This window comes from Bacteroides sp. BFG-637, from assembly GCF_024793605.1.
Taxonomy (GTDB): Bacteria; Bacteroidota; Bacteroidia; order Bacteroidales; family Bacteroidaceae; genus Bacteroides; species Bacteroides vicugnae.
Map to the genome: position 1 here is coordinate 1,542,880 of NZ_JANUPD010000002.1, position 25,128 is coordinate 1,568,007.

Genomic DNA, 25,128 nt, shown 5'->3' on the forward strand with positions numbered 1-25,128 from the left:
TTCTGTTCTTGATTTGAATTATTTTTCACCACTTATTTTTAATTTTACCAATTCACCAATAGGATAGGTCGTATGTTTCGGTCTGTTTATTTTCACTTTATGAGAAGAAAGAAACAACGGAACAGATTCTATTCGATAGAAAGTGTAGTAAGCTTCTTTAGGAGCTGTTTTTTCATATTTCTTTAAATATTCTTCTGCTTTATTTCTCGTATCAAATGCGGCAAGGATAGAAAACCAAACGCCGTCTTCTTCGTATTTTCCGGATTCCCTTTTAGTTACTATGTAAATTTTGCTCATTGTTGTTTATAGCTGTGCCGGAGGATAGCATCGAACTACCAATAACGCCCGCTTTCGCCCTTCGGGGTTATCTCCACACTCCGGCGGTTATTATATGGAGCGGCAAAAACCGCCCCGGTTATTTATTCACTTTTCTCTTCCGGAAGAAAAACAAAGTCCGCCCAAATATCAAGGAATTGTCGACCGCAATACGCTGCCAGTTCCGACGTTTTGAAGGCAAGCCGAACGCCGATGCTCGCATTCGCGTACGATGAATCGCTATCCGCGTACGCATACGAAACACCGCCCAACGCGTACGCGTTGTGGCTCGACCGACACACCACACGAGACTTTTCTTCCTCGTCTAACTTGTTGTATTCTTCCCTTGTATAAAGAATAAACCAAGGATAATAACGGCATTCATCCTCTGTAAATTGAGGTTCCCAGCCTTCATTTAAAGCCTTGACAATGATACGGAGTTTCAGGAAAGCCAGAACGTCAGGTTCAAGACCGAGGGATATTTTATCTCGGTTCCATGCTTCTGCATCGATGCCAATTTCACGGCAGGCGTCCTCAAACGTCTTAATACGTTTTCTTACGTCTTTTTCTGGTTCATCAATAAGAGTTAAGATTCCATTTCTCCAGACAGCTGTTTTACCTTCCGGAATTTCAATTTCTAATTTCTTTGATTTCATTTTTCTTTTATTTATTGGTTTTCACTATGGAAGATTTTTACGCCTGTGACTTCCTCGATCTTATCCTTGGCAAGTTCGGGAATACGACAACGACTACCCCGCCAATTACGAAAGGTATGTAATGGCACTTTACATGCTTCTGCCAATTTAAGGGACATTTCAGAAGATTCTTTTACCGGCAAATTCAAAAGGTACATTCTTAGTTTCTCGCCGTCATCATTCCTTTTTAATTTTTTTTTCGTCATACCTTTGTGATAAATATACTCATTATTATTAACTTTACATAGCAAAGGTATAATTATTTTCACCACAAGTGAATAAGAATTACGTTAATAAAAGTTATAACAAAGATATAATATGGCTAATTTCTTGTTAATAAGAGAATTATGTGAGTTAAAGAAAATCACTATACGAGAACTTGCATCACGTATAGGAAAAGAAGATAGTAGCATACAGGCTATTGTCAGGAATGGAACAACGAATACAAAAACCATTGAGGCAATAGCAAAGGTTCTGGAAGTTCCTGTAGGTGTATTCTTTGATAATATTCCCATACCTGGAATAAAATCAAATGAACTTGATAAGGATGCAAAAATAGCTGATTTAGAAAGGATAATTGAGGAGAAGGAACGTCTAATACAAGTCTTATTAAGTAAGAAATAACCTGTAATAGATAAGAAATGTAGGCATATTGTAGGCTATACAATTATACAAGCAATTAATAATCAAGCGATTAATAAACGTTACTTGGAACATTATTACGTGTTTCTCTTGCACGATGGTGGTCACCAAATGATGTTGAAGTTGAAAACAGGTGTTATTTACAATTATCGGGCTGGTACAAATAATAACATAAACTGGCGAAAAACAGAAAAACATTTCTCTTTTCGCCAGCCCCTATTTTGCTGCTGTTCATACAAATGAGTTTAGTTTGTTTTGAACATATAGATAAAGGAATAGACTAAACCTAATCAGTAAATCTATTCTATAAATATACAAAATATCAAATCGTGAATTATTTTAGATTTGACCTTTTGTATATTTTAGCTAAATAAAGAATTTACAATTTAAATCCTTTGCTCCTTTTCTGTTCCTGTTTTGACTGTATGTTCTGATGTAGTTTGTTAAACTGCTCTTTGAACCATTCGGAAATCGGTTGTCTGTTAATACTTAGAACCAACTTCGTATTATCTGTCGGATTTTTCACTACTTGAAAACCTGCCTTTTCCGTTGTAAATTTCCGTCTATATTTTTCCGAGTACAAATTTCCACTGCACACAATCGGTTCGCCTTTTACAAGTTTGTCTGTCAATTCCTGATTGAAACCGACAAGGCGGCATAGCTTTTCAATGCGGAGTAACTCCATGAAGTATGGAAACCATTTGCACGCCTTCTCAATGATACGGTTAAGACGTGAAATTTCCTTATCCCTCTCATTCAGTATTTCAATGTGCTTCGCTTGTACTTCTGTTAATTCCTTACGATGTTGTTTCTGCTGCTCCTGCACCATGGTTTGCAGTTTTTCTATACTTTCGTCACGAGTGGTAACTTCTTCATACAGTTGCCTATTCTCCTGTTTAAGCTCCTTGATTTCCCCACTGCCCAAAAGAGAACCCACCTTTGCAATAAGAGCGGCTTTTGCTTCGGTCTTGACCGCTTCAAGTTTCTGCGTTCCTATTTTTTCTTAACCTGTTTTAACTGCTTCTCTGCTTCCTCCCTTTCCTCTTGGAGTTGCTGCACGCCCGTTTCCAGTTTGCCCGTCTGCCGCTTCAAATCACGGTAATACTGGGCTGTGGTGACGTGCCTTGCTTCCGAACCACGCACGCCACGCTGCAAACCGTATTTATCCATGATTTTGGCGTAGTCGTCATGGTAGCCTATCAACTTGTCACGGTTCAATACATCATCAGCACATAGCCGGGCTGCATCCGCTTTCTTTCGGTAGGAACGCTTACCCTCCGTTTGCTTCTGTTTTGCTTTCCTGCGCTCTCCCGTTACTATCGGTACGATGGTGGCGTGTATGTGAGGTGTAGTTTCATCCATGTGCAGAACTGCTGAAACGGTATTTTCCCGTCCGAAAGTCTTGTGCAACCATTCCATACTGTCGTTGCACCATTCATTCATACGCCCGTCTTGCTGTATCTTCATCATATCCTCGTGTGTTCCCGACATCATGACACGGATAGCCCTTACTTGGTCGGGAGTAATCTTCCGTTTGATGCCTGCCGACTTGATGCGATGTGCTATCGCTTCATCACGTACCGTCACACCTTCGGGAAGTTCCACCAGTTCACGATTAAGATGTGTACGTGTAGAATCCACATTCGGAGCTATCACCCTGCGCTCGATATGGTCGGACATACGAGCGTCGGATGCTCCCTTTGCTTTCTTGAAATCAAGAGTAAAATATCCCATATTGAATACTGTTTTTTCGTTAGACAATTCCGTTTGCCTCGCACATTCGCCGCATGGTTCACGGGGTTTCAAAAGGGGCGATGCCCCTTTGCTCGATAGGGTGTTTTTAGCGGTGCTTGCACTGCGTGAAGAAAACGCCCTATTGAGCTATGGCTTTTCCTTACTCAAAAGCCTGTGGGAAGCGTGCGGCAACTACATTCTAAACCCTCTGCTTCTCTTTTTGGCTGGTTGTTGTTCTTGCCTGTCGGCTTGTTTGACCGTCTGTGATTGTTTGGTCTGCTGTGTCAAGTCTGCCGACTGTATCAACCGTTTTCCACACAAATAATCATTCAAATCTTTATAGCCACTATAAATGCGCGAGGAATCACGGACACGGAAACTGTACTCTTTATAAAGTTCCTGTACGGCTCTTATCCCTGCCGTATCATTGTCGAAAAAACAATGTATTCTCTCATAGTTCCCCAACGGGTACAAGGCTTTGGAAAGATTGGAAACAGAGTTCAGAATAAGATAGTCCTGCTTGTCAAAGTCGGGATAATCAGGACAATTTTTCTGTCGCAAGGTCAGAAAAGAAAGATAGTCCATAAACCCCTCAAACACATAGCAGATTTCTTTAGGTTCTCCAGTCTGCCGTATATGGGTGATGTCTTTAGGAGCTATGCAGCCTTTAAAATATTTATTGCGTACCTCATAACCTCCCGATGCGTTAGGAAAGCCGATGGCAAAGTTCCATTTACCGTTAAGCGAGAAACGGACTTCCATACATTTTTTTTCGCAAGTGCTGTATTTATGCCTCTATCGTGCAAGTATGCAAACAAAGCAGGAGAAGAAAGCGGCACTGTTTCCAAATGCTGGAAACTCGGTTGGGTTGATGACTGCTGGCGAAAGGAAAAAGAAACGGGACGGATAGAGGGGCTTTGCTCCGCTATACGGTCTAAAAGGTAGGGTAAACTGTCGGATGCGTAAAGTTCCTGTGCCAATGCAATGATGTTGCCGCCTTTTCCTGCTCCAAAGTCGTACCATAAATTGCGGTCTGTGTTCACTTTGAAAGAAGGCTCTTGTTCCTCTCTCAACGGTGATTTATACCAAAGACTGTTACCCTGTTGCTTTATCGGGTTATAGCCTAAACTGTGCAGATAGTCTGCCAACTTTATATTTTTGGATTCTTCGATTGTCATAATCTGAATGTATTGGTAAATGAATAATTGAATCAGTTCCGTTTAGTCCGCTATATATACACCCGGAGTGTATTAAACTGACCTTGTATAGTGGTTCGTTAAAAAGAAGTCCATTCCTTTTATATATACACACGGACTAAACCAAACTTACTTTTAGTAGTGGAAATCAGAATTGTACTTGTAGCCTTTTCCCTCTTTTATTATCATGCGCTTGTTTACAAGGAATTTGTTCAAGTCCACGAGAATATTGCGCCCACGTTCAAAACCGATACTTGCGTAACCTTTTTTCAAGGCTGCGATAACATTGGGATAGCCTTGCACTACATCCTTTCCAAATCCGTTTTCTAACGCTTCACGATGCTGTTGCTCCGTAAGTTCTGTAAGTGGAAAGTTGCGATTCTGTTTAGGTTGTTCAAAAACGTAATCTTTCACAACTTCGGGCAATGCAGTTTCATTGATGCGAAATGCAAACGGTTCAAAATCCTTGTCTCGAATGTGCATCGCCTTTACTTCGCTAATATCCACATCCTGCGTACTTTTGGTTATCTGTAGGACGGTTTCAGCCTTGTTGTTAAGTTCCGTTCCTATATGCCCACGTGTATTATCATCCCCTTTATTCAAGTGTAATACGGTGTGAATATGCAAATTATACTCACTTGACCAACGCATTAGCAAATTGATGAGGTCGGATGATTCGCTGGGGCTGTTGATGTCGTACATCAAATCACGGATACCGTCTATAATCACAAGACCTATACCCTCCATATTAGCAAGCATGTAGTCTATTATCTGCTTTCGCTTGTCGGGTGTACATTCTCTCAACACGACAAAGATAAAATCCTCTCTATCCTTATCAGTAGGAAGACCAGCCAAACGCATGATGCGTTCCATCACCTTATGGCAGTGGTATTTGCTCTGTTCTGTGTCCACATACAGAATTTTACGCTTGTTTTCGGGCAGGAACGCTGAATATTGCAAAACTTCATCATTCTTCAATGCCGCTGCCACAATAGCAGAAATATTGAATGTCTTTTTGCTTTTGGCTTTACCTGTGGATGCGCTGAAATTTCCCAGTGTTCCAATAGTTGAACCATTTACCCAAAGGATTTCGGGTGGCACATCGTAAGTATCGGTAATCTTCAAATGAATGGTTTTCCAAAGGACTGCAAAATCTTCTCTTGTTATTGCTGCATCCTCTTTCTTCTTTTCCGTCACTTTTTTGTCTTCCATAGTTTTACTTTTTTAAAGGACGGTTACTAAGGATATACTTCTGCGCTTCCTGTTCTATTTGCGCCTGTGTCTTGATAGGATTTTGGCGTAGCCACGCCTCCAAATCTGCCCGTTCAAAAAACAGCATCTTGCCCTGCGGTTTATAGTGGGGTATCAAGTTACCCGAAGTCAGTTTGTATAGGTAACTTTTGGAAAGGTTAAGAAACTTGCTCGCTTCCATCAAAGCTAAGCACATTCTTAGTTAAAAACAGCATCTGTTCGAGTTCCTCAACTCGCATCTCTAATGTCTTATCCATATTGCTTTTTTGGATTTAGTGAAACAATATGAAGGTGCGCACCCTCGTTTTCTTTTCGTTAACGAGGGCAAATGTATTGAGGATTAGCTTGATAGTGGATTAAGCTATGTTTAAGGTCTTAACCTATTCTTAAAGTCTTTTCAGTTGTTTGATATAGTTGTATATGGTTGCAAATCCTTTCTCATGGGAGATACCTTTCACATAATTGGTTGCTGTGGCTAAATCCCCTTGATTGAGGTATTTATCCCTACTTTTGTCTTTGGAAAGAAACAGTTTATTATTGGCAATAACCGATTGCCAATTACCGGTAATCAAAGACCTATTACTTAATTCCGAAAAAAGGAAAGCTACATATCTATTATTATTTGACCTTAATATTGCATTAGGTTTACAGGAGAGTATCGCTTTCAAATCATCAACAGTTACAGAGGCATTGAACATTTCCTCGTTGATGCAATCTGCAATCAATTCTATCTGTTTGTCATTAAGAATTGAACCAAACGGATTTTCCGTTTCAGCAATAGGGGGTACGACTTTTATCGGAAGCTCGGTGTTTGTTGTCGGCTTCTGTACTTCCTGTTCCGGCTGTGGCTCCAGTTCTGCCTGCGCTCTATCTTCTTTCTTTTTTCGCAAGTATGCTGAATATCTTTCCAACACAACGGTTTTAACCACTACAGAAAAATAAGGCAGTTCTTCATCATAGGCTGAATTGTCCTGTTCGTATCGGGAATAATCAAATGAAAGAGGAGAGAATAAAAGGTACTTTCTTTTTTCATCGGGCTTCAAGGCTTCCATAAAAACCGCTTTCCCAAAAGAAGTCATGTATGAAATAACAACGCTGTATCTCACTTAGTACAGAATAACTCATATACAAACTCGCTAATTCATCAGCAGCACGAATATACTCTTGTCCTTCCAATTCTTCCACCTGTTCCATATTCAGGTATTGGGATTTCATATAAATACTTCTTTCTAAGGTTTCATAGGCATGGTTAATGCAACGGTCAAATAACCTTTGTATATTGTCAAATTTAGCTTTAAACTCTGTATTTTCCATAATGTTCTCTGTTTCATTAATATGAGCAAAGATAACGATTCTACTTAAAAACTAATAATGGACAAAAGAGAAAGTATAAGAAGATAACCGCATTAGCCTAAAATTGATTATCTTTGCACACCAAAACGAGGTAGAAGGGACAATTATTCTTTTTTAACTTTATATTGTTACCATTTTGTTACTCGTCTATTTTAGAGAGATATATAACTAATTGATAATAAGAAAAATACTATAATAATATGGCTTTACAATGTGGTATTGTCGGACTACCGAACGTGGGTAAGTCGACTCTTTTCAACTGTTTGTCGAACGCAAAGGCACAAGCGGCAAACTTCCCTTTCTGTACAATTGAACCGAATGTAGGTGTAATTACCGTTCCTGACGAACGTCTGAACGCACTGGCTGAATTGGTACATCCCCAACGAATTGTTCCTACAACTGTAGAAATCGTAGATATCGCCGGACTGGTGAAAGGCGCAAGCAAAGGTGAAGGACTGGGAAACAAGTTCCTAGCCAATATCCGTGAAACAGATGCAATCATCCACGTGCTCCGTTGTTTCGATGACGACAACGTGACACATGTAGACGGTAGCGTAAACCCCGTCCGTGACAAAGAAATCATCGACTACGAACTTCAATTGAAGGACTTGGAAACGATTGAAAGCCGTATCCAGAAAGTACAGAAACAGGCGCAGACGGGTGGAGACAAAGCTGCAAAGTTAGCTTATGATGTACTTGTCCAATACAAAAATGCTCTGGAACAGGGTAAATCTGCACGTACAGTGACTTTCGAAACGAAAGACGAACAAAAGATTGCTCACGAACTGTTCTTATTGACCAGCAAACCGGTGATGTACGTTTGCAACGTTGATGAAGCAAGCGCAGTGGGTGGCAACAAATACGTAGATATGGTGCGTGAAGCTGTAAAAGACGAGGATGCTCAAATCCTGATTGTTGCAGCCAAGACAGAAGCGGACATTGCCGAACTGGAAACGTACGAAGACCGCCAGATGTTCCTTGCCGAAGTAGGCTTGGAAGAATCAGGTGTAGCACGCCTTATCAAATCAGCTTATAAACTATTGAATCTTGAAACCTATTTCACAGCCGGCGTGCAGGAAGTACGCGCCTGGACTTACGAAAAGGGATGGAAAGCTCCTCAATGTGCTGGTGTTATCCATACTGACTTTGAAAAAGGTTTTATCCGTGCCGAAGTTATCAAATACGAGGACTATATTCAATACGGATCGGAAGCAGCTGTGAAAGAAGCCGGAAAGCTGGGTGTGGAAGGAAAAGAATATATAGTGCAGGACGGAGACATCATGCATTTCCGTTTCAATGTATGATTATCAGTCATCACCAACGACTCATTAATTATTAATTCGCTAATAACATGAAGTATCTCATCGCAGGAACTGGAGGTGTAGGCGGCAGTATCGCAGGATTTTTGTCGCTGGCAGGCAAAGATGTAACCTGTATTGCCCGTGGTGCTCATTTGCAAGCAATACAAACGGATGGTTTAAAACTGAAGTCGGATTTAAAAGGCGAACATACGCTCCGGATTCCGGCAACTACCGCTGAAGAATTCAATGGAAAAGCGGATGTGATATTTGTATGCGTAAAAGGTTACTCGGTCGATTCTATTGTAGAACTCATTCAAAGAGCCGCTCACAAAGACACGGTTGTCATCCCCATACTGAATGTGTATGGAACAGGACCGCGGATACAGAAACTTGTTCCGGGAGTTACCGTTCTGGATGGTTGCATCTATATTGTGGGGTTTGTATCCGGCACAGGAGAAATCACCCAGATGGGGAAAATATTCCGGTTAGTGTATGGCGCTCATCGTGGCACTATCGTTAAAACCGGATTACTGGAAGCCATCCAACAGGATTTGCAGGAAGCAGGTATCAAAGTAGACCTTTCACCGGATATCAACCGGGATACATTTATCAAATGGTCGTTTATTTCTGCAATGGCTTTAACAGGGGCATACTACGATGTTCCGATGGGTGAAGTTCAAAAACCGGGAAAGATACGGAATACATTCATCGGACTCACTACAGAGAGCGCTGCTTTAGGAAAGAAGCTAGGTGTGGAATTTCTGGAAGACCCTGTCACTTACAATCTGAAAGTCATCGATAAACTGGATCCCGAAAGCACTGCTTCCATGCAGAAAGATCTGGCACGCGGACACGAATCCGAGATACAGGGACTGCTTTTCGATATGATTGCAGCAGCCGAAGAACAAGGGATTGACATACCGACCTACCGGATGGTTGCAGAAAAATTCAAAGAATAGCCACTAGAGAAAGAATGAAACCTATTAAATAAATAATACTACCAAGCCTATGTATTCACTTCTCAACATCAACTGGAACCCGAATCCCGAACTATTCAACCTGTTCGGTATTTCTATCCGTTATTACGGATTATTGTGGGCAGTAGGAATATTCTTTGCTTATGTTGTTGTTCACTACCAGTTCCGGGATAAAAAGATAGAAGAAAAGAAGTTTGATCCGCTTTTCTTTTACTGTTTCTTTGGTATTCTGATCGGCGCCCGTCTGGGACACTGTTTATTCTATGATCCGGGATACTATCTGTCACATTTCTGGGAAATGATTCTTCCCATCAAGTTTATGCCGGATGGAAACTGGAAGTTTACCGGATACGAGGGATTGGCCAGCCATGGTGGCACACTAGGATTGATAGTCGCACTTTGGCTGTATTGCCGCAAGACAAAGCTCCATTATATGGATGTATTGGATATGATTGCCGTAGCCACTCCAATCACAGCCTGTTTCATCCGCCTTGCCAACCTGATGAACTCCGAAATCATCGGCAAGCCGACTGATGTACCCTGGGCGTTTATATTCGAGCGTGTAGATATGCAGCCCCGTCATCCGGGACAACTTTACGAGGCTATCGCCTATCTTATCCTATTCTTCATCATGATTTATCTGTACAAGAATTACAGTAAGAAACTGCACCGCGGCTTCTTCTTCGGACTTTGTTTGACTTACATCTTTGTCTTCCGCTTCTTCATCGAGTTCCTGAAAGAGAACCAAGAAGCATTTGAAGACCACATGATGTTCAATATGGGCCAATGGTTAAGCGTTCCATTTATCATCATAGGCGTTTATTTCATGTTCTTCTATGATCGGAAGAAAGTAGAAAAGAAATGAAACATATCATAGATATAGAAACTTGGGGAGCGGACAGGAAAAGCAATCACCAAAGAAGGCAAATTAGTAATGCCTATCGCTATGACCATTCATCATGGATTTATAGACGGGCACCATCTTTCATTGTTTTACAGGAAAGTAGAAGAGTTACTAAAATAAAGCACAAACAAGGATTAGCATTCTCCCCCCATTGCTTCATATTACAGATTTTAAATTAAGGGGAAATAATTATTTCCCCCTGACTATCTTCTTGATATCATTCAGCTTATTCAATGCTTCAATCGGAGTGAGATTATTCACATCCAAATTCAGAATCTCATCACGAATCTGGCAGAGAATCGGATCATCCAGTTGGAAGAAACTTAACTGCATCCCTCCACGGTTCTCGCTCACTTCCGTCAACGGTTTACCGGAAATTCCTTGTTGGCGATTGTCAGATTCGAGCTGCTTCAGTATCTCATTGGCACGTTTCACAATACTTTTCGGCATACCGGCCATCTTTGCCACGTGAATACCGAAAGAGTGCTCACTACCACCCCGCTCCAGCTTACGAAGGAAGATTACCTTATTATCAACTTCTTTCACCGATACATTATAATTCTTGATACGTTTGAAGGATTTCTCCATCTCATTCAACTCATGATAATGCGTAGCAAATAAGGTACGTGCTTTAGCTTTCGGATGCTCATGGATATGCTCTACGATTGCCCAAGCAATGGAAATACCGTCATAAGTAGACGTACCACGACCCAACTCATCAAACAACACCAGACTTCGGGAAGAAACATTGTTTAGAATATCTGCCGCTTCATTCATCTCTACCATGAATGTTGATTCTCCGACCGATATATTATCACTCGCTCCTACACGAGTGAATATCTTGTCTACCAAACCGATGTGCGCACTCTCCGCAGGAACAAAGGAACCGATTTGAGCCAATAGCGTAATTAATGCCGTCTGACGTAAAAGCGCAGACTTACCAGCCATGTTCGGACCTGTAATAATAATAATCTGCTGCGTAGTATTGTCCAGCATCACATCATTGGCAATATACTTCTCACCGATAGGAAGCTGTTTCTCAATCACCGGGTGACGTCCCTGGCGGATATCCAATACATCATTATCTTCAATAATCGGACGGATATAACGATTCTCACGAGCCACATTGGCGAATGACAACAGACAATCCAGGCGGGCAATCTGATTCGCATTAATCTGTATCTGGGGAATAAACTCCGTCAATGCCTGTACCAAATCCGTATATAGCTGCGTTTCCAGCACCAGAATCTTATCTTCCGCCCCTAAAATCTTCTCTTCATATTCTTTCAATTCCTGCGTGATATAACGCTCTGCGTTGACCAACGTCTGTTTACGAATCCATTCGGGCGGAACTTTATCCTTATGTACATTACGGACTTCAATATAATAACCGAACACATTATTGTAAGCCACTTTCAAACTCGGAATACCCGTCCGTTCGCTTTCGCGCTGCTGTATCTGAAGCAGATAATCCTTTCCCGAATACGAAATCCGGCGTAGTTCGTCCAAATCCGCATTCACCCCGTCTTGAATCACTCCCCCCTTATTAACAGCCAACGGCGGGTCATTCTTAATCTCTTTGGCAATCCGGTCGCGAATAGTGACACAAAGGTTCAACTGCTCCCCTATCCAGTTCAGACTTGCGTTATCGGCCTGGATACATGCCAACTTTATCGGCTCGATAGCCTGCAAAGCCACCTTCAACTGAACCACCTCACGAGGTGATACACGCCCTACAGCAACTTTGGAAATGATACGCTCCAAATCGCCTATCAGATGCAGCTGCTCTTCAATCAGTTCCTTAAAGTCCGGTTGACGGAAGAAATACTCTACCACATTCAACCGTTCGTCAATCGGCTTCTTATCCTTCAAAGGAAAGACCATCCAGCGCTTCAGCAAACGTGCTCCCATCGGGCTGATTGTCCGGTCGATGACATTCAGCAAACTGCTTCCGCCATCATTCATATTGCCAATCAACTCAAGGCTGCGCACCGTAAACTTATCCAGACGAACGTATTTGTCTTCCTCAATACGGGCCAAAGAAGTGATATGTCCAATCTGTGTATGCTGCGTCATCGTGAGGTATTGCAGGATAGCGCCGGAAGCAATGATACCATTCTTCAAGTGTTCCACGCCGAAACCTTTCAGGTTCTTCGTCTCAAAATGCTTCAGCAACTTCTCACGGGCAGTAGTCTCCGTAAATACCCAGTCATCAAGCTCGAAGGTAAAGAACTTGCTGCCGAAATTCCCCTCAAACATCAAACGTTTGCCACGTTCAAAAAGAATTTCCTTCGGGGCGAAGTTGTTCAACAGTTTATCAATATAATCAAAAGGTCCTTCTGCAGTTAGAAATTCACCGGTAGAAATATCAAGAAAGGCAACCCCACAGGAAGCTTTACCGAAATGAACGGCAGCCAGGAAGTTATTTTCTTTATAATTCAAGACATTATCATTGATAGAAACACCGGGAGTCACCAGTTCGGTAATGCCACGTTTCACCAATTTTTCGTCATTTTCGGATCTTCCAACTGGTCACAGATAGCGACACGCTTTCCGGCGCGAACCAATTTCGGAAGATAAGTGTCGAGAGCGTGATGTGGGAATCCCGCCATCTCAACAGTCTTTCCTTTTCCGTTAGCACGTTTCGTCAATGTGATTCCTAATATTTCCGATGCAACGATGGCATCCGTAGAATATGTTTCATAAAAGTCACCGCAACGAAACAGCATCACTGCATCCGGATGTTTTGCCTTCAAATCCAGAAACTGTTTCATCATCGGGGTGAGGACGATTTCTTCTTCGTTCACGGTTCTCTCCTTTTCTTTTTTATTTAGGGTAAACAATTGCAATATCTTTGCAAAGATAACGGTTTTTCGGCAGAGAATCAATGGCATTCTCCAATTCAATTTTCACAATTAGTGTTGCATACCATCAAAAAAAGAGGGTTTATTTCTTAACAAGTAGGAGAAAAATATTAAAACGTGTTATAAAACATACTATTTTTCTTGGATAATTTGCTAATTTCCCAATAGTCCGTATCTTTGCAATGTGTTTTTCATAGTATTAGATTTAAGGTTAACAAAGGTTGGAGCAAGGCGTTGCTCCTTTTTTATGTCCGTACGTTTCTTCCCTATTTAAATTAAAAGCAGAAAACGCTTGTTTCCAATGATAAAATACTTCTTTCCTCTCCACAACCCAATCCTACACATACATTATAAATCATTAGAGCAATGCAAAGAGCCAGCTACAATACAGCGCAAACCAAAATTCTATACTTTTATAAAAAAATAATAAACTTCAATTAATACTTGTCCAGACAGAAATTCATATTCTACATACAAATATTAGCATTTTTCTTGTTTATATCGGCTAAGAATAATACATTTGCATCTATACAAACCAAATTAATATAATTATGAATAAAATTCCCATTTCTTCATTGACACTACTTTTTGCTTTAATTTTACCATTATTTGCAAATGCACAGGTAACAGTAAAGGGTATTGTAACTGACGAAAGTGGGGTACCATTAGTTGGCGTTTCCGTCCGCTATAAGGAAGTCCCCCAAGTTGGTGTTACCACAGATATTGATGGTAAGTTTTCCATCAAGGAAGTAAAAGAAGGGAAAACGCTTGTTTTTTCCTATATCGGTATGAAAAATGCAGAGCGTTTACTAAAAGGGACAACCTCTTTCATCAAAATACAAATGGAGGCAGAAACAAGTGAACTCGATCAGGTTGTTATCACTGGTTATACTCAAACTACATTTAAAAAGATGACAGGTTCAGTAGGAATTATTACTGCCGATCAGCTAAAAGATCAGGCTCAACCTACTGTCGATGCCTTAATGCAAGGTAAAATTGCGGGTGTAGCCGTATCAGCTGTAACTGGACAGCCCGGTAGTACACAGAAAATACGAATCAGAGGTACCAATACTGTTACCGGAGACGGTGAGCCACTATGGGTAATTGACGGAGTTCCTATGCAGGGAAGTACAGCAGACATGCCCAATAGTTCTGAAATAAAATCGGGCCAGTTTGATGATTTATTCATGAATGGTGTTGCAGGGATCAATCCGAGTGATATTGAAAGTATCACTATCTTAAAAGATGCCTCCGCCACAGCAATTTATGGTTCACGAGCCGCAGGTGGTGTAATTGTCGTTACTACCAAAAAAGGAAAACAAGGAAAAACCAGAGTTAACTATTCTGGTAATGTTTCCGTCACTTTGTCACCCCAACGAGATTATTCTTTGATGAATTCAAAAGAAAAGCTTGCATATGAACAAGAATTATGGGATGAATTTTCTGCTCCCGGCTTTGAAGCAGGAAAAACAGATTATCCTGTCGTAGGCATAGTAGGCATTATTAGATCCGGAAAAGGTCGTTTTGAAGGATGGAATAAAGAACAACAGGATAGCTATATTAACGAATTAGGACAAACAAACACTAATTGGTACGACGAACTATTTCGTAATGGCGTATCCACTACGCACAATCTATCCATTAGTGGAGGAGGAGAAAAATATACTTACTATACATCATTATCATATACACGTAATGCCGGTCTATTAAAAAATAATGACTACGATCGTTATAATATAACTGCTAACCTTTCTATGAACCCCAACCAAAAAGTAAAATTGGATTTTGGGGCATCAATGTCATATCAATACTCTAAATCGCCAGCATTAAATAACATCAATCCATTTACTTATGCTTACTTTGCTAATCCATACGAAAGCCCATATAATACAGATGGTAGCTACAGAGCAGATGAAACCTATTATTCATTAGGAGAATATAATAATAAAAAAACATCCAGAAAAACTGTTCCCGACAGTGGCTTCAATATCATGCGCGAGATGAATGAAACTTCTTCACGCACTAAAAATGTCAATACTACCGTACGGACAGGAATCGATTATAGTATTATCAGCAAATTACGTTTTGTCGGATTAGCTTCGTTCACTTATTCCACTAACCGTTTAAAAGAGATCTACAACAGTGATACGAAAGCTGCTTTGGACAATCGTTTATCAGTAGATGGGTTAAGTCAGAAAGAGTATGCCTCTATATTACAACGCAATATTGACAACGAAAGTTATATGGTACGCGGACACTTCGCTTATGACGATCAATTCGGAAATGACCACTCTATTTCCCTTATCGCTGGTGCCGAGCTCCGTGGAAGTAAATCAAACAGTCTGTATAGCAAACGATATGGTTATGATGCAATAACAGGCAATACAATCACCCCGCTGCCATCAACCACGGAAGGTATCGGATATGCACAATTAAAAGAGTATTTGGCAGCCCTCGATGCCTCTACCGGAGAAACATGGAATGAACAACGTTTTGCTTCCTTCTATGCTTCCGCCGACTATTATTATAAAAATAAATATGTGCTGAATGCTTCTTTCCGCACTGATGGTAGTTCCAATTTTGGTAGTGACAAACAATTCAATCCCAACTGGGCTGCAGGTGCTGCGTGGAATATCAGTGAAGAAAACTTTATGCAATCTCTCAAACCGGTATTAAACCGGTTAACCCTCCGTCTGGCAACCGGATTCACTGGTAATATCAACCGTAGCGTAAGTCCACAAATCATCATCAACTATTTTGATGATTACCGCAATGTATCAAATAATGTTTTTCATATTGGCAGTATCACCACACCACCTAATCCGGACTTACGCTGGGAAAAGACTCAAGATGTAAAATTAGCCTTAGATTTCGGACTATTTAATGACTGTCTGAATGGTATCATCGAAGGATATTACCGAAAAAGTTCCGATATAGTAACGAGTGTGCAAGTACTATCAACTACCGGATATACCAGTCAAAGATACAATACTGCAGAGTTAGAAAACAAAGGTATTGAAATCACCTTAAACGGAACCCCTGTAAAAAGTAGAGATTTCACATTGGCTTTATCTGCCAATCTTGCCTACAACTTGAATATAGTAGCTAAATATAATCCATCATATAAATCTATGGGATATTCCAATCTATGGGAAGGCTATCCAGTAGGTGCTATTTACAGTGGCAGATTTACAGGTATAGATCCTGATACAGGACTTTATACCTTCCAATTACGCCCGGATGCAGAAATACATACCGCCACAGATTTGAATAAATCAGATAACTATCGTTATTATCTAGGAACAAACGAAGCTCCTGTAACCGGAGGTTTCAATGTAACAGCAGAATATAAAGGTATTAGATTGAGTGTTAATGGTACTTTTGCAACAGGAGCTAAACAGTTTGAGTACATTGAATCCCCGGCCTCATACCAAAGCACAGGGGGAGGAGTACAAAATGAATCAGTGCAAGTCTTCCAAAACGATTTATTCGCCCAACACTTAAATGTTCCCAAGATTGCTGCCGACCGGTGGACGACTACTAATACCAATGGTACCTATCCCCGAGTTTGGAATGTATTTGGTGAAGCATATGGTTTTAGCTATTACAATCCTATGAGCAAAGAAATAACTCGAGGAGCTTTTCTTACAGATCTATCATATATGCGCATCAAAAGCATAATTTTAGGTTATACCCTGCCCAAAAAACTACTGAAACAAACCAATCTTTCAAACGTAGATTTTTCGATGGCACTCAACAATTTTATAACTGTCACAAGCTATAAAGGCATGGATCCAGAAACACCAGGAGCAACTTATCCTGTAAGCCGGTCCGTTATGTTTAGCGTAAATGTAGGATTCTAAAAAGCAAAAAGACAATGAAAAGAAAACTATTTATATTTATATGTTGCAGTTTGTGTATCGCACTCACCTCATGTACTAAATACCTGGATGTAAAACCCAAAGGTAAGGTTATACCCCAAACTGCTGAAGAATTTTCTTCTATCCTTCATTATTGGTTAGATGATATTGAAAAAGGGCTAGATGATGTTATCGTTCTTTCACCTGAACGAACTGTTGATTTAGAACTTTTTGCAGAAGATCTTGACGGCACCTTAGCTAGTAGCTATGGAGTAATAGATTTGTATGCAGGAACTAGTATCAACAGAAATCAAAAATACTATTCAACATTATATTCCGCTATCAAAGATTGTAACATAATCATTGGAGAGATGGAAGATACAGAATCAGAAACGGCCAAAACCTTATTAGGAACCGCATGGAGCATCCGTTCTATTTGCTACTACAATTTAATGATACGTTATTGTGAACCTTATCAATTACAAACAGCTTCTGAAACACTAGGATTACCTCTTGTGGACGAGTTTGATATCGAAGCCAAGCCAAGCCGGTCCACTCTTAAAGAAACAGCCGATTTCATATTGAAAGGATTCCAACATGCGCTATCATACAACTCAACAGATAAAAACTATATTTTTACTGCACCAATAACTAAAGCCTATATGGCACGCTTCTTCTTTTGGACACAAGACTGGAATAATGCCATTATTTATGCTAAAGAAGTTTTAGATAAATATCCAATGCTTGAAGCTGACGAGTATGTTAACGCTATAAATCAAAAATTAGAGCCAACTAAGAACGTCATTATACGTTCATATACAAATGAGAATGATGTTGCAAGCATGGGATATCTAACTGCTCAAACAAATGTCCAGAAACGCCCTGTATGCAAAAACTTAGTAGACCTTTTTGGTAATACCCCAAATGATATCCGTAATTCAGGGTTTAATACCAAACGAATAACAACTAAAGTCGTTACCACAAAATTCCGTAGTGAAGAGTTATGTCTTATCATTGCTGAAGCATACGCACATTTAGGTAAAGAGACTGAAGCATTAGAATATTTGAATTTATTACGTTCCAAACGGATTACGGAAAATTATATAGCTTATACAATGGATAATCTCCCTGAGGTTTTTAAACAGAATATTACGACAGATGCAACAGGGACACCACTTACCAAATTAATGTCAGCTATCCTTTGTGAACGTAGGAAAGAACTATTTTTGGAAGGTGATCGTTGGTTTGAGCTAAAACGTAATGGACGTCCAGAATTCTGGATTGCCGCTAATGGGAAAAAATATGTAACGGAAAAATATTTATATACTTTCCCTATTCCCAAATCTGATGTGAACCTATTTCCTGGGCTTATCATACAAAACCCGGGATATATTGAATAACCATTAATACACTAGAACAATGAAAAAGCTATTATATACAATATTTATATTCATCATATCCTTTAGTACTTTTTCAGCCTGTGATGAATCTGAAGAGTTAACTCCTAAAGTAGATGATACAACAAGTGATTATTTACTTCCAACCGGAGTAATTCTCACCGCTCAAGAACGGGAAGAAGTCCAAGAACGTTGGAATGAATATAATACTGCCATTAATCAGTAAAATTAAAGAAAGATGAAAACTATAATAAAGGAAATAACTAAAATTCTGACAATAACATTATTGGCAATGATGGTTACTTCATGCAATAATGATGATGATGCAGGGGCAAATCTCTCCTTTAGCCGCTCTATCTATGTTCTACCGGCTACTGGAAGTTTAAATATAGAACTAAAAGCCTCTGTAGCTCCAGAAAATGATCTGATAGTTCCTATAACCATCGATGGTTCAGCAGTGTTAAATGATGAATACGAAATATCAGCTAAAGAATTTATAATAAAGGCAGGAGAAACAAATGCCCAAATAACAATAACTCCCAAAAATAATCTAGCCCAAGGAAAAGAAATCCGTTTGTCTATCAATCCGGTAGCAGGATATAGCTTAGGAGATAAGAATGTGGCTATCATTCCGATAGAAACCAAAGAACGTATTATGTACTCATTCACCACTTCTTATTCCCGCATTCTTAGTTCTATCCAAATATGGGTTGAAATACAAGGTGAAATTAGTGGACGAAGCTATATCCCTCAAACAGACATTGTACTTCCATTAAAAATATCTTCTTCCAGTACTGCAGAATTGGATACTGATTTTGAAATCGAGAATCACTCAACTTCTATAACTATTCCGAAAGGTACGCGACAAGTCAACTTCAGTGTTAATATAGTAGAAGGAGCAGAAGATTATGCTGGAAAAGAAGCCATCCTTGAATTGAAAGCCCCGGAAGGAGAAGATCCTGATTTATATTATGCAGGTTCATTCACTACCTTCACTGTAAAACTGGATCAATTAAAATTTATCGACTTATTAGGCAAATGGAAACCTGTTGAGCTTAGCAACGAAGATGGTTTTTATGTATGGGGTGAGGAAGAACTCCCCAGTAACGATTTTGAAGGAAAATTACCTAAAGATTTTGCTGCTGGTGACTATTTGGAATTTACTAACGAAGGCGGAGTCGATAGAATTATTCCCCACATGACTGGAGGTTTAAAAAAATATTTCTGTGGACCAGAACACAGGGTTACATTCGATCATATAAACAAAGAGTTCCTTGATGCTTCTATATTTGACTATATAATGGTCCCCTATTTTAAAATAACCAATATAAACAAACTCTTTTCTACAAAAACAGAAATTGGTGATGCCCTTTTGGGATTAGATAAAATAGACGATAACAATATTTATGTCTATATCCACGACTATATTCCAACCGATTTCTTTACGTATTCCTATGAACAATGGGGAGGATTTGATGCTGAAATGTTTGGTATTACATATAAATTCACACGAGTAGAAGAAGAATAAAAAATTAAGGATGCCCGAGTCATACGGGCATCCTTAATTCAAATTATACATATCTTATTTTCTCAACGCCTTCTCAATTATAAACAACCGATAATCATAATCCTCTCTTAACTTTTTCGTCGGTGCCATTGCTTTAGCTTTTGTATATTCCTGTTTCAAATCCATCAAACATCCATACCAAAAATGAGCTCTTGCCGGAACAGACAGATATGAAATGCTTTCAATTGGCTCCATTCCCCAATGAGAATAAGTTTCTCCAATCGCAAAGCTAGAAGAACCGGATGATGAACCTTTTTCTTTTACCGGACTTACATCCGACCATGAAATAACAGCATTCAAGAATTGTCCTTGCATAAAACGCTTAAATTCTGCAGAACTCTTGCCCATCCTGGCTTCCTTGAACAAGAAACTTATCAGATCTGAAATAGCCTGCTGTTGCGTATAAGGATCATTCGATTTACTTTCACTAAGCCAAATATTACTCAACTGCACTAATACCAAGTTTCCCAGGAATTTTTGAGAATAATCGGCAACACTCCCTGTTAAAGCACAATGATTCAGCAATTCCTTATCATCCATCCATGTCATCTTTTCAATCACATCCAGCATCCATAAAAAAGATTGGCGCTGAACCTCTTTTGGCACTGATTGAAAAGAAGGATAAACATCTCCATAGTAACTATCATTCAAATAAATACCACCCACTTGTTGCAATACATGCTTCATATATTCATTCACCTGCTTGATGATATGACCATATAAAACAGCACGCAGCTCATAGTCCATATCCTCCTTGTCCAACCACTGGTTGGCATTCTTTATTACTTTCGCTATATTCTCACAAGCTATTGTTGCCGAACGGATAGCATCATCCCCCAGATCCCTTTCCATTCCACGAGGGTCATAATACGCTTTCCTGTTTTGCACCCCTTTAAACAACAATAACGGATTGTGGTTACGTTCAGATATCAACGATTGCAAACCGGATAATTCCTCCTGCGGCGTAGTCTTTTTCATAGGTTGATACAAATAACGAATTACCCAATCATCATATACCCCTAACACCGATTGCACCAGAGGCATTCCTTCACTATAACTATCATCAGAAAGCAAATAGTTCATGGGGAGCTTATCCATAACGGAAGCAGATAACCCATGCTGCTTAACAAACTCCTTCGAACGAAGCGAATCAACAGGATAAGCAATAGATCCTGCCATATTATCACTCAACCCCAAACAATGTCCCCAATGCCTCAATAATAAAGACGTTAACGCTTCCTCTACCAAGCCCTCATCGGGCAGCAACGTACGAGCCTTCTCATTAAAAGAAGATGTTTGCAGAAAATAATCCAACTGGATTTTCGATGCCAAGTTGTGCGGAATGTAAATATTGGCACTTATAATCTCTCCTGTCAACGGATCACTCCAACAGTTGTCTGTAATCTGGTTAGACGGTGAAATGACATAACGAATACAGGATTTAGTAATATTATTGGCATCAAACACCGTACCGTCTTTAGGATAAGGCTTCACTACCAGCGCATTGGGAAAACCAATCTTCTGAAAAGACTTGTTCCATATATCAGCACTACGATACACACAGCGCTGCCAGCTTTCGGGCAACAGAGTATCTATATAAAAGACAATAGGGTTTTCCTCTGTCAAATTCCAACGATTCACCCAATACTGCACTTCACTTCCTTGCGCTTCATCCGAAAAGCTAACCTTGTCACTCCATAGAGTACCAACACGAGGATCTGCCAAACGAGGAAGATAATCTTCATCCTCCGGTAATAACATAAATGTACGCTTCACAACCGCACTGAAAGGAATATCGTCTGCTATCGGAAAAAGCCCGAATAACGACATGGAAAGACTATAACTCATATTGCATGAGATAGATACATTATCCGAGTAAGAGGCAATCCCGGATATCATCGACCGGTCTTGTTTAAAAGTAGCCTTCCTTTTCACCCAACCATCCATTGTATTATATGCCTTTGGATCTATCGGATTCATGTATTCGTCATCTTTAAACACATAAGAAGTGACATCAATCACCAAAGCACTATCAGGAGAATAAGCCTTGATTGGAAACTGCTCCAGAACAATATCACTAAAGCTCTTTTTCAATGCATCTCCGATACGAGAGTCATCACCGGTAATCGGACGATTGGCAACCCGATAAAGTCTGACCAACGAATCAGATTGGCAAAATCTCACCTGCAAAGAAGTGGCAGGGCGAAATCCCACGGACGATTCCTGCGGATTACTGACTTTATCAACCACCCCTCCCATCAACAGACGTTTACCTAAAACAGCCTTAGGAATTTCCATATATATCTTATTCTCAATCCAATAAAGATTCATTAATCCCTTGGACTCCACGCTATTGGATTTACCTTTCAATAGCTTTTCATAATCACTCTTCGATTTTACCTGCTCTGTTTTTTTCTTTTTCTTAGCTGCCCCTTTCAAAGGATAAGAAACGGACAGGGCAAAGACCGACAAAAAAAGTAAAAGGATATATTTATTCTTCATAATCATCTGTTTAACGCATTATTCATTTGATGAAGCAATAATTGATAGTGAAGTCGAGTATCTTTATCGACATGTTGCTTTTGATTATTCAATAAGTCGCGCACCCGCAAGAAATAACCATAACACATACTCTCCTGATTTCTGGGGACAAAGTACTCGGCCATTGGTTCTTCAAATCCGGCTACAGGATTAAACATACGTTCCAAGTCCGACACACAACATCCTTTGTGTCCTTCCCCTATCTTATGATGAAGCGTGGTTAACGATTCCCAAACATCCTCATCTGCCAATGATTTCGAATCTTTATTCCAATTGATCTTTGCCGTTGAAGCTAACTGTTTAATAAATAAATTCTGCAACTTCATTTGAGTAGAGGTTAGTTTACGCCCTTTCAAAGTAGGACTCCAGATGTATTCATAAATGTCATTCATACATTCGTCAACATCATATTTATCGCCTTCAGCTTTCAGTGCCGAAAATTCCACACGGGCAGGAGCCGCCATCAATAATTTCATCAGCACATTACGCAAAGCATCAGAAGGTTTACCAACCATAGGCAACTTATCCAATACATCGCTGTTATCTAACCAATCCATCGTTTCCAGCTGTTCCAGAAAATAACTCATTGCCTCTTTCTGCTTCTCCTTCGGTTCACTTTCCAGAGCTTCCACTTTATCACCGACCAGTTTTTCATGCAGATAAATGCCACCGATATTATGATAAACATGCAACATATAAGTCAAATACTGCATTATAATACCATCATAAATAGTAGATCGGTGTTTATAATCATTATCTTCCTTATCCAGCCATTGGTTCAGATTAGCCAAGATATACTTCAGGTTTTTCACACCATATTGAGTTGCTTTTACCGCATCATCTCCCAGATCTTCCGTTTGAGAACGAGGGTCAAGTATATCCGACTGTTGTTTTCCATACCGATATACAGGATCACCGGATAAATCCGTAATCCACTTTGAAGTAATCGCATACTCTTCTTCCTCTGTTTTAGCTTCCGGTACCGGTGTATAATTCCAACGAATCAAATAATCATCATACAGCCCAAAGCGAGGAGGCATCATACGAACTCCACGCTCCATATCACCGGGTTGTGCCACATAATTAAAACGTGCATAATCCATTATAGAGGTAGTGGTGCCATGTTTCTGTGTAAACGAAGGAGAACGCAGAGAGTCCACCGGAATGACGGAAGAAGCACTCATATTGTGCATAAATCCGAGACAATGTCCTACTTCGTGTGAAACGACATAACGTAAAGCATCATCCATCACTTCCCTTGGAATAATTTTATGACGGACACGTTTGTCAGCTTGAGCAGTCTGGATAAAAATCCAGTTATTCAACAACTTTATAACATCATGATACAGATATACAGAAGCATTCAGTATTTCTCCACTGCGCGGGTCTACCCAAGAGGGCCCCATTGCATTTTCAATAGCAATCGGTGCATAACGAATACAAGAGTATTTCAAATTATCCGCATCAAATTCCGGATCGTCTTTCGGAAATTCTTTAGCCTGGATAGCTTGTGTAAAACCTATTTTTTCAAATGGTTCATTCCATTGGTTGACAGCTTCAAATATAGATGCTTTCCAACTATCAGGGAAACAACTATCTACATAAAAAACAATCGGCTTCACAGGTGACACCTTTTTACCCTCTACATAACTTTTTAAATCAGAAGGCTCCAAACGCCAGCGATTTGCATAATAGATTGCCCGCATCGTCTGTTTGGTTGCCGAATATTCTTTTTTTATAGTCGGGAAAATACCAATCCGGCTATCCATCAATCGGGGACGGTAAGGAACAGAATCCAATAACAGGATAGAACGTGTCACCTTTGCAGTCAGAGGTTCGTCCTTAATGTCTTTTCCACTACCTCCGGTCAACGAATAAGTATAACTTAGGCAACTCCGGACAGATATATTGTCCTTAAAAGCTTTAAAACCATCAACAAACGACTTGCTACTTTGGAAAGAAGTGGAACGCTTACGTCCTCTCGACATATTTGCACTATATTTATCAAAAGGATCCATTAGCTTATTGTCACCCACAAAAAAACCGGTAACATCAAACACAACAGCCGTACTATCATTATTATAAGCAGAAATATCAAAAGCTTGCAATATGGCATCCATGTTACTTAATGCAATAGCCGTCTTCAATCGATTGTCATTATCACCACTCACATTATCTGTTTGAATAGCAGACAGACAGATTTTGTTATTCAGTTTTTCAAAACGAAAATGAATAGGTTCGGTAGGTTTTGATCCTATAATGGCATTTCTATTATCACTGATTTCTGTAACTGCAGAGCCCAACAACATATCACGTTTCAACAACGATAATGGAAGTTCAAAATAAACTTTTTCTTTCACTTTGTGTACAGTGATGAAACCTTCTGCTTTCGAATGATTAGATGAGAACAGTTTATCATAAGCAGTTTTTTCTTTCTCAACAGATTCTTTCCTTTTTTGTCTTTTTACGTTTAAAAGAAATAGCATTTGCTGATACAGCTCCTCCCAACATAGAAAATACTAAAAGAGCCA

General features: G+C 39.8%; 14 protein-coding genes and 6 pseudogenes. 9 read left to right on the forward strand and 11 right to left on the reverse strand.

From position 1 onward, the window contains the following. Positions 1–18: 18 nt before the first annotated feature. From NXX38_RS06450 to NXX38_RS06460, 3 genes are all read right to left on the reverse strand, one after another. Positions 19–297 (reverse strand): hypothetical protein, encoded by a 279-nt coding sequence (locus NXX38_RS06450; protein ID WP_004303405.1) that lies wholly within the window; start codon positions 295–297, stop codon positions 19–21. Positions 298–419: 122 nt separating this feature from the next. Further along, the gene (locus NXX38_RS06455; RefSeq protein ID WP_258978857.1) at positions 420–971 is read right to left on the reverse strand and encodes a hypothetical protein; all 552 of its coding nucleotides are present in this window, start codon (positions 969–971) and stop codon (positions 420–422) included. A gap of 11 nt (positions 972–982) precedes the next feature. Next, the gene (locus NXX38_RS06460; RefSeq protein ID WP_029425873.1) at positions 983–1,216 is read right to left on the reverse strand and encodes a hypothetical protein; all 234 of its coding nucleotides are present in this window, start codon (positions 1,214–1,216) and stop codon (positions 983–985) included. Between the two features lie 112 nt (positions 1,217–1,328). On the opposite strand from NXX38_RS06460, the gene NXX38_RS06465 reads away from it, so the two are divergent. Further along, positions 1,329–1,634 (forward strand): helix-turn-helix domain-containing protein, encoded by a 306-nt coding sequence (locus tag NXX38_RS06465; RefSeq protein ID WP_004325853.1) that lies wholly within the window; start codon positions 1,329–1,331, stop codon positions 1,632–1,634. A 397-nt stretch (positions 1,635–2,031) separates the two neighbouring features. Here NXX38_RS06465 and mobV read toward each other — a convergent pair. The 5 genes and pseudogenes from mobV to NXX38_RS06490 all read right to left on the reverse strand — a co-directional run bounded on the left by mobV (position 2,032) and on the right by NXX38_RS06490 (position 7,147). Beyond that, positions 2,032–3,386, reverse strand: a pseudogene (mobV, locus tag NXX38_RS06470) (MobV family relaxase). A gap of 192 nt (positions 3,387–3,578) precedes the next feature. Beyond that, positions 3,579–4,564 (reverse strand): annotated as a pseudogene (locus NXX38_RS06475) (toprim domain-containing protein). Between the two features lie 153 nt (positions 4,565–4,717). Continuing rightward, on the reverse strand, positions 4,718–5,794 hold the full coding sequence (locus tag NXX38_RS06480; protein WP_042987432.1) for an AAA family ATPase: 1,077 nt from the start codon (positions 5,792–5,794) through the stop codon (positions 4,718–4,720). A gap of 4 nt (positions 5,795–5,798) precedes the next feature. Next, positions 5,799–6,090: pseudogene (locus NXX38_RS06485) on the reverse strand (helix-turn-helix domain-containing protein). Positions 6,091–6,219: 129 nt separating this feature from the next. Continuing rightward, positions 6,220–7,147 (reverse strand): annotated as a pseudogene (locus NXX38_RS06490) (hypothetical protein). A 239-nt stretch (positions 7,148–7,386) separates the two neighbouring features. Between NXX38_RS06490 and ychF the strand changes: the two are divergent. From ychF to NXX38_RS06515, 4 genes and pseudogenes are all read left to right on the forward strand, one after another. Beyond that, positions 7,387–8,490, forward strand: coding sequence for a redox-regulated ATPase YchF (ychF, locus tag NXX38_RS06500; RefSeq protein WP_195648712.1), 1,104 nt, complete (start codon positions 7,387–7,389; stop codon positions 8,488–8,490). A 47-nt stretch (positions 8,491–8,537) separates the two neighbouring features. Beyond that, positions 8,538–9,446 (forward strand): ketopantoate reductase family protein, encoded by a 909-nt coding sequence (locus NXX38_RS06505; RefSeq protein ID WP_258978860.1) that lies wholly within the window; start codon positions 8,538–8,540, stop codon positions 9,444–9,446. A gap of 49 nt (positions 9,447–9,495) precedes the next feature. Continuing rightward, positions 9,496–10,329, forward strand: a complete 834-nt coding sequence (gene lgt / locus NXX38_RS06510; protein WP_258978861.1) for a prolipoprotein diacylglyceryl transferase — start codon at positions 9,496–9,498, stop codon at positions 10,327–10,329. A 57-nt stretch (positions 10,330–10,386) separates the two neighbouring features. Next, a pseudogene (locus NXX38_RS06515) lies at positions 10,387–10,488 on the forward strand (chloramphenicol acetyltransferase); the annotation flags it as partial. A 69-nt stretch (positions 10,489–10,557) separates the two neighbouring features. On the opposite strand, the pseudogene mutS reads toward NXX38_RS06515, so the two are convergent. Next, positions 10,558–13,145, reverse strand: a pseudogene (gene mutS, locus NXX38_RS06520) (DNA mismatch repair protein MutS). Between the two features lie 638 nt (positions 13,146–13,783). Here mutS and NXX38_RS06525 point away from each other — a divergent pair. The 4 genes from NXX38_RS06525 to NXX38_RS06540 are packed head-to-tail and all read left to right on the forward strand — an operon-like array spanning position 13,784 to position 20,017. After that, positions 13,784–17,095, forward strand: a complete 3,312-nt coding sequence (locus NXX38_RS06525; RefSeq protein ID WP_258978862.1) for a SusC/RagA family TonB-linked outer membrane protein — start codon at positions 13,784–13,786, stop codon at positions 17,093–17,095. Between the two features lie 14 nt (positions 17,096–17,109). After that, the gene (locus NXX38_RS06530; protein WP_258978863.1) at positions 17,110–18,492 is read left to right on the forward strand and encodes a RagB/SusD family nutrient uptake outer membrane protein; all 1,383 of its coding nucleotides are present in this window, start codon (positions 17,110–17,112) and stop codon (positions 18,490–18,492) included. Positions 18,493–18,511: 19 nt separating this feature from the next. After that, positions 18,512–18,715 (forward strand): hypothetical protein, encoded by a 204-nt coding sequence (locus tag NXX38_RS06535; RefSeq protein WP_115483879.1) that lies wholly within the window; start codon positions 18,512–18,514, stop codon positions 18,713–18,715. Between the two features lie 12 nt (positions 18,716–18,727). Then, the gene (locus NXX38_RS06540; protein ID WP_258978864.1) at positions 18,728–20,017 is read left to right on the forward strand and encodes a hypothetical protein; all 1,290 of its coding nucleotides are present in this window, start codon (positions 18,728–18,730) and stop codon (positions 20,015–20,017) included. Between the two features lie 54 nt (positions 20,018–20,071). On the opposite strand, the gene NXX38_RS06545 is transcribed toward NXX38_RS06540, so the two are convergent. Together NXX38_RS06545 and NXX38_RS06550 are read right to left on the reverse strand one after the other, a co-directional pair. Continuing rightward, positions 20,072–22,564 (reverse strand): zinc-dependent metalloprotease, encoded by a 2,493-nt coding sequence (locus NXX38_RS06545; protein WP_309600922.1) that lies wholly within the window; start codon positions 22,562–22,564, stop codon positions 20,072–20,074. Further along, positions 22,561–25,083: a zinc-dependent metalloprotease gene (locus NXX38_RS06550; protein ID WP_409013802.1), complete on the reverse strand. Its 2,523-nt coding sequence runs from the start codon at positions 25,081–25,083 to the stop codon at positions 22,561–22,563. Before NXX38_RS06550 ends, NXX38_RS06545 begins: the two co-directional genes overlap by 4 nt. Between the last annotated feature and the right edge of the window lie 45 nt (positions 25,084–25,128).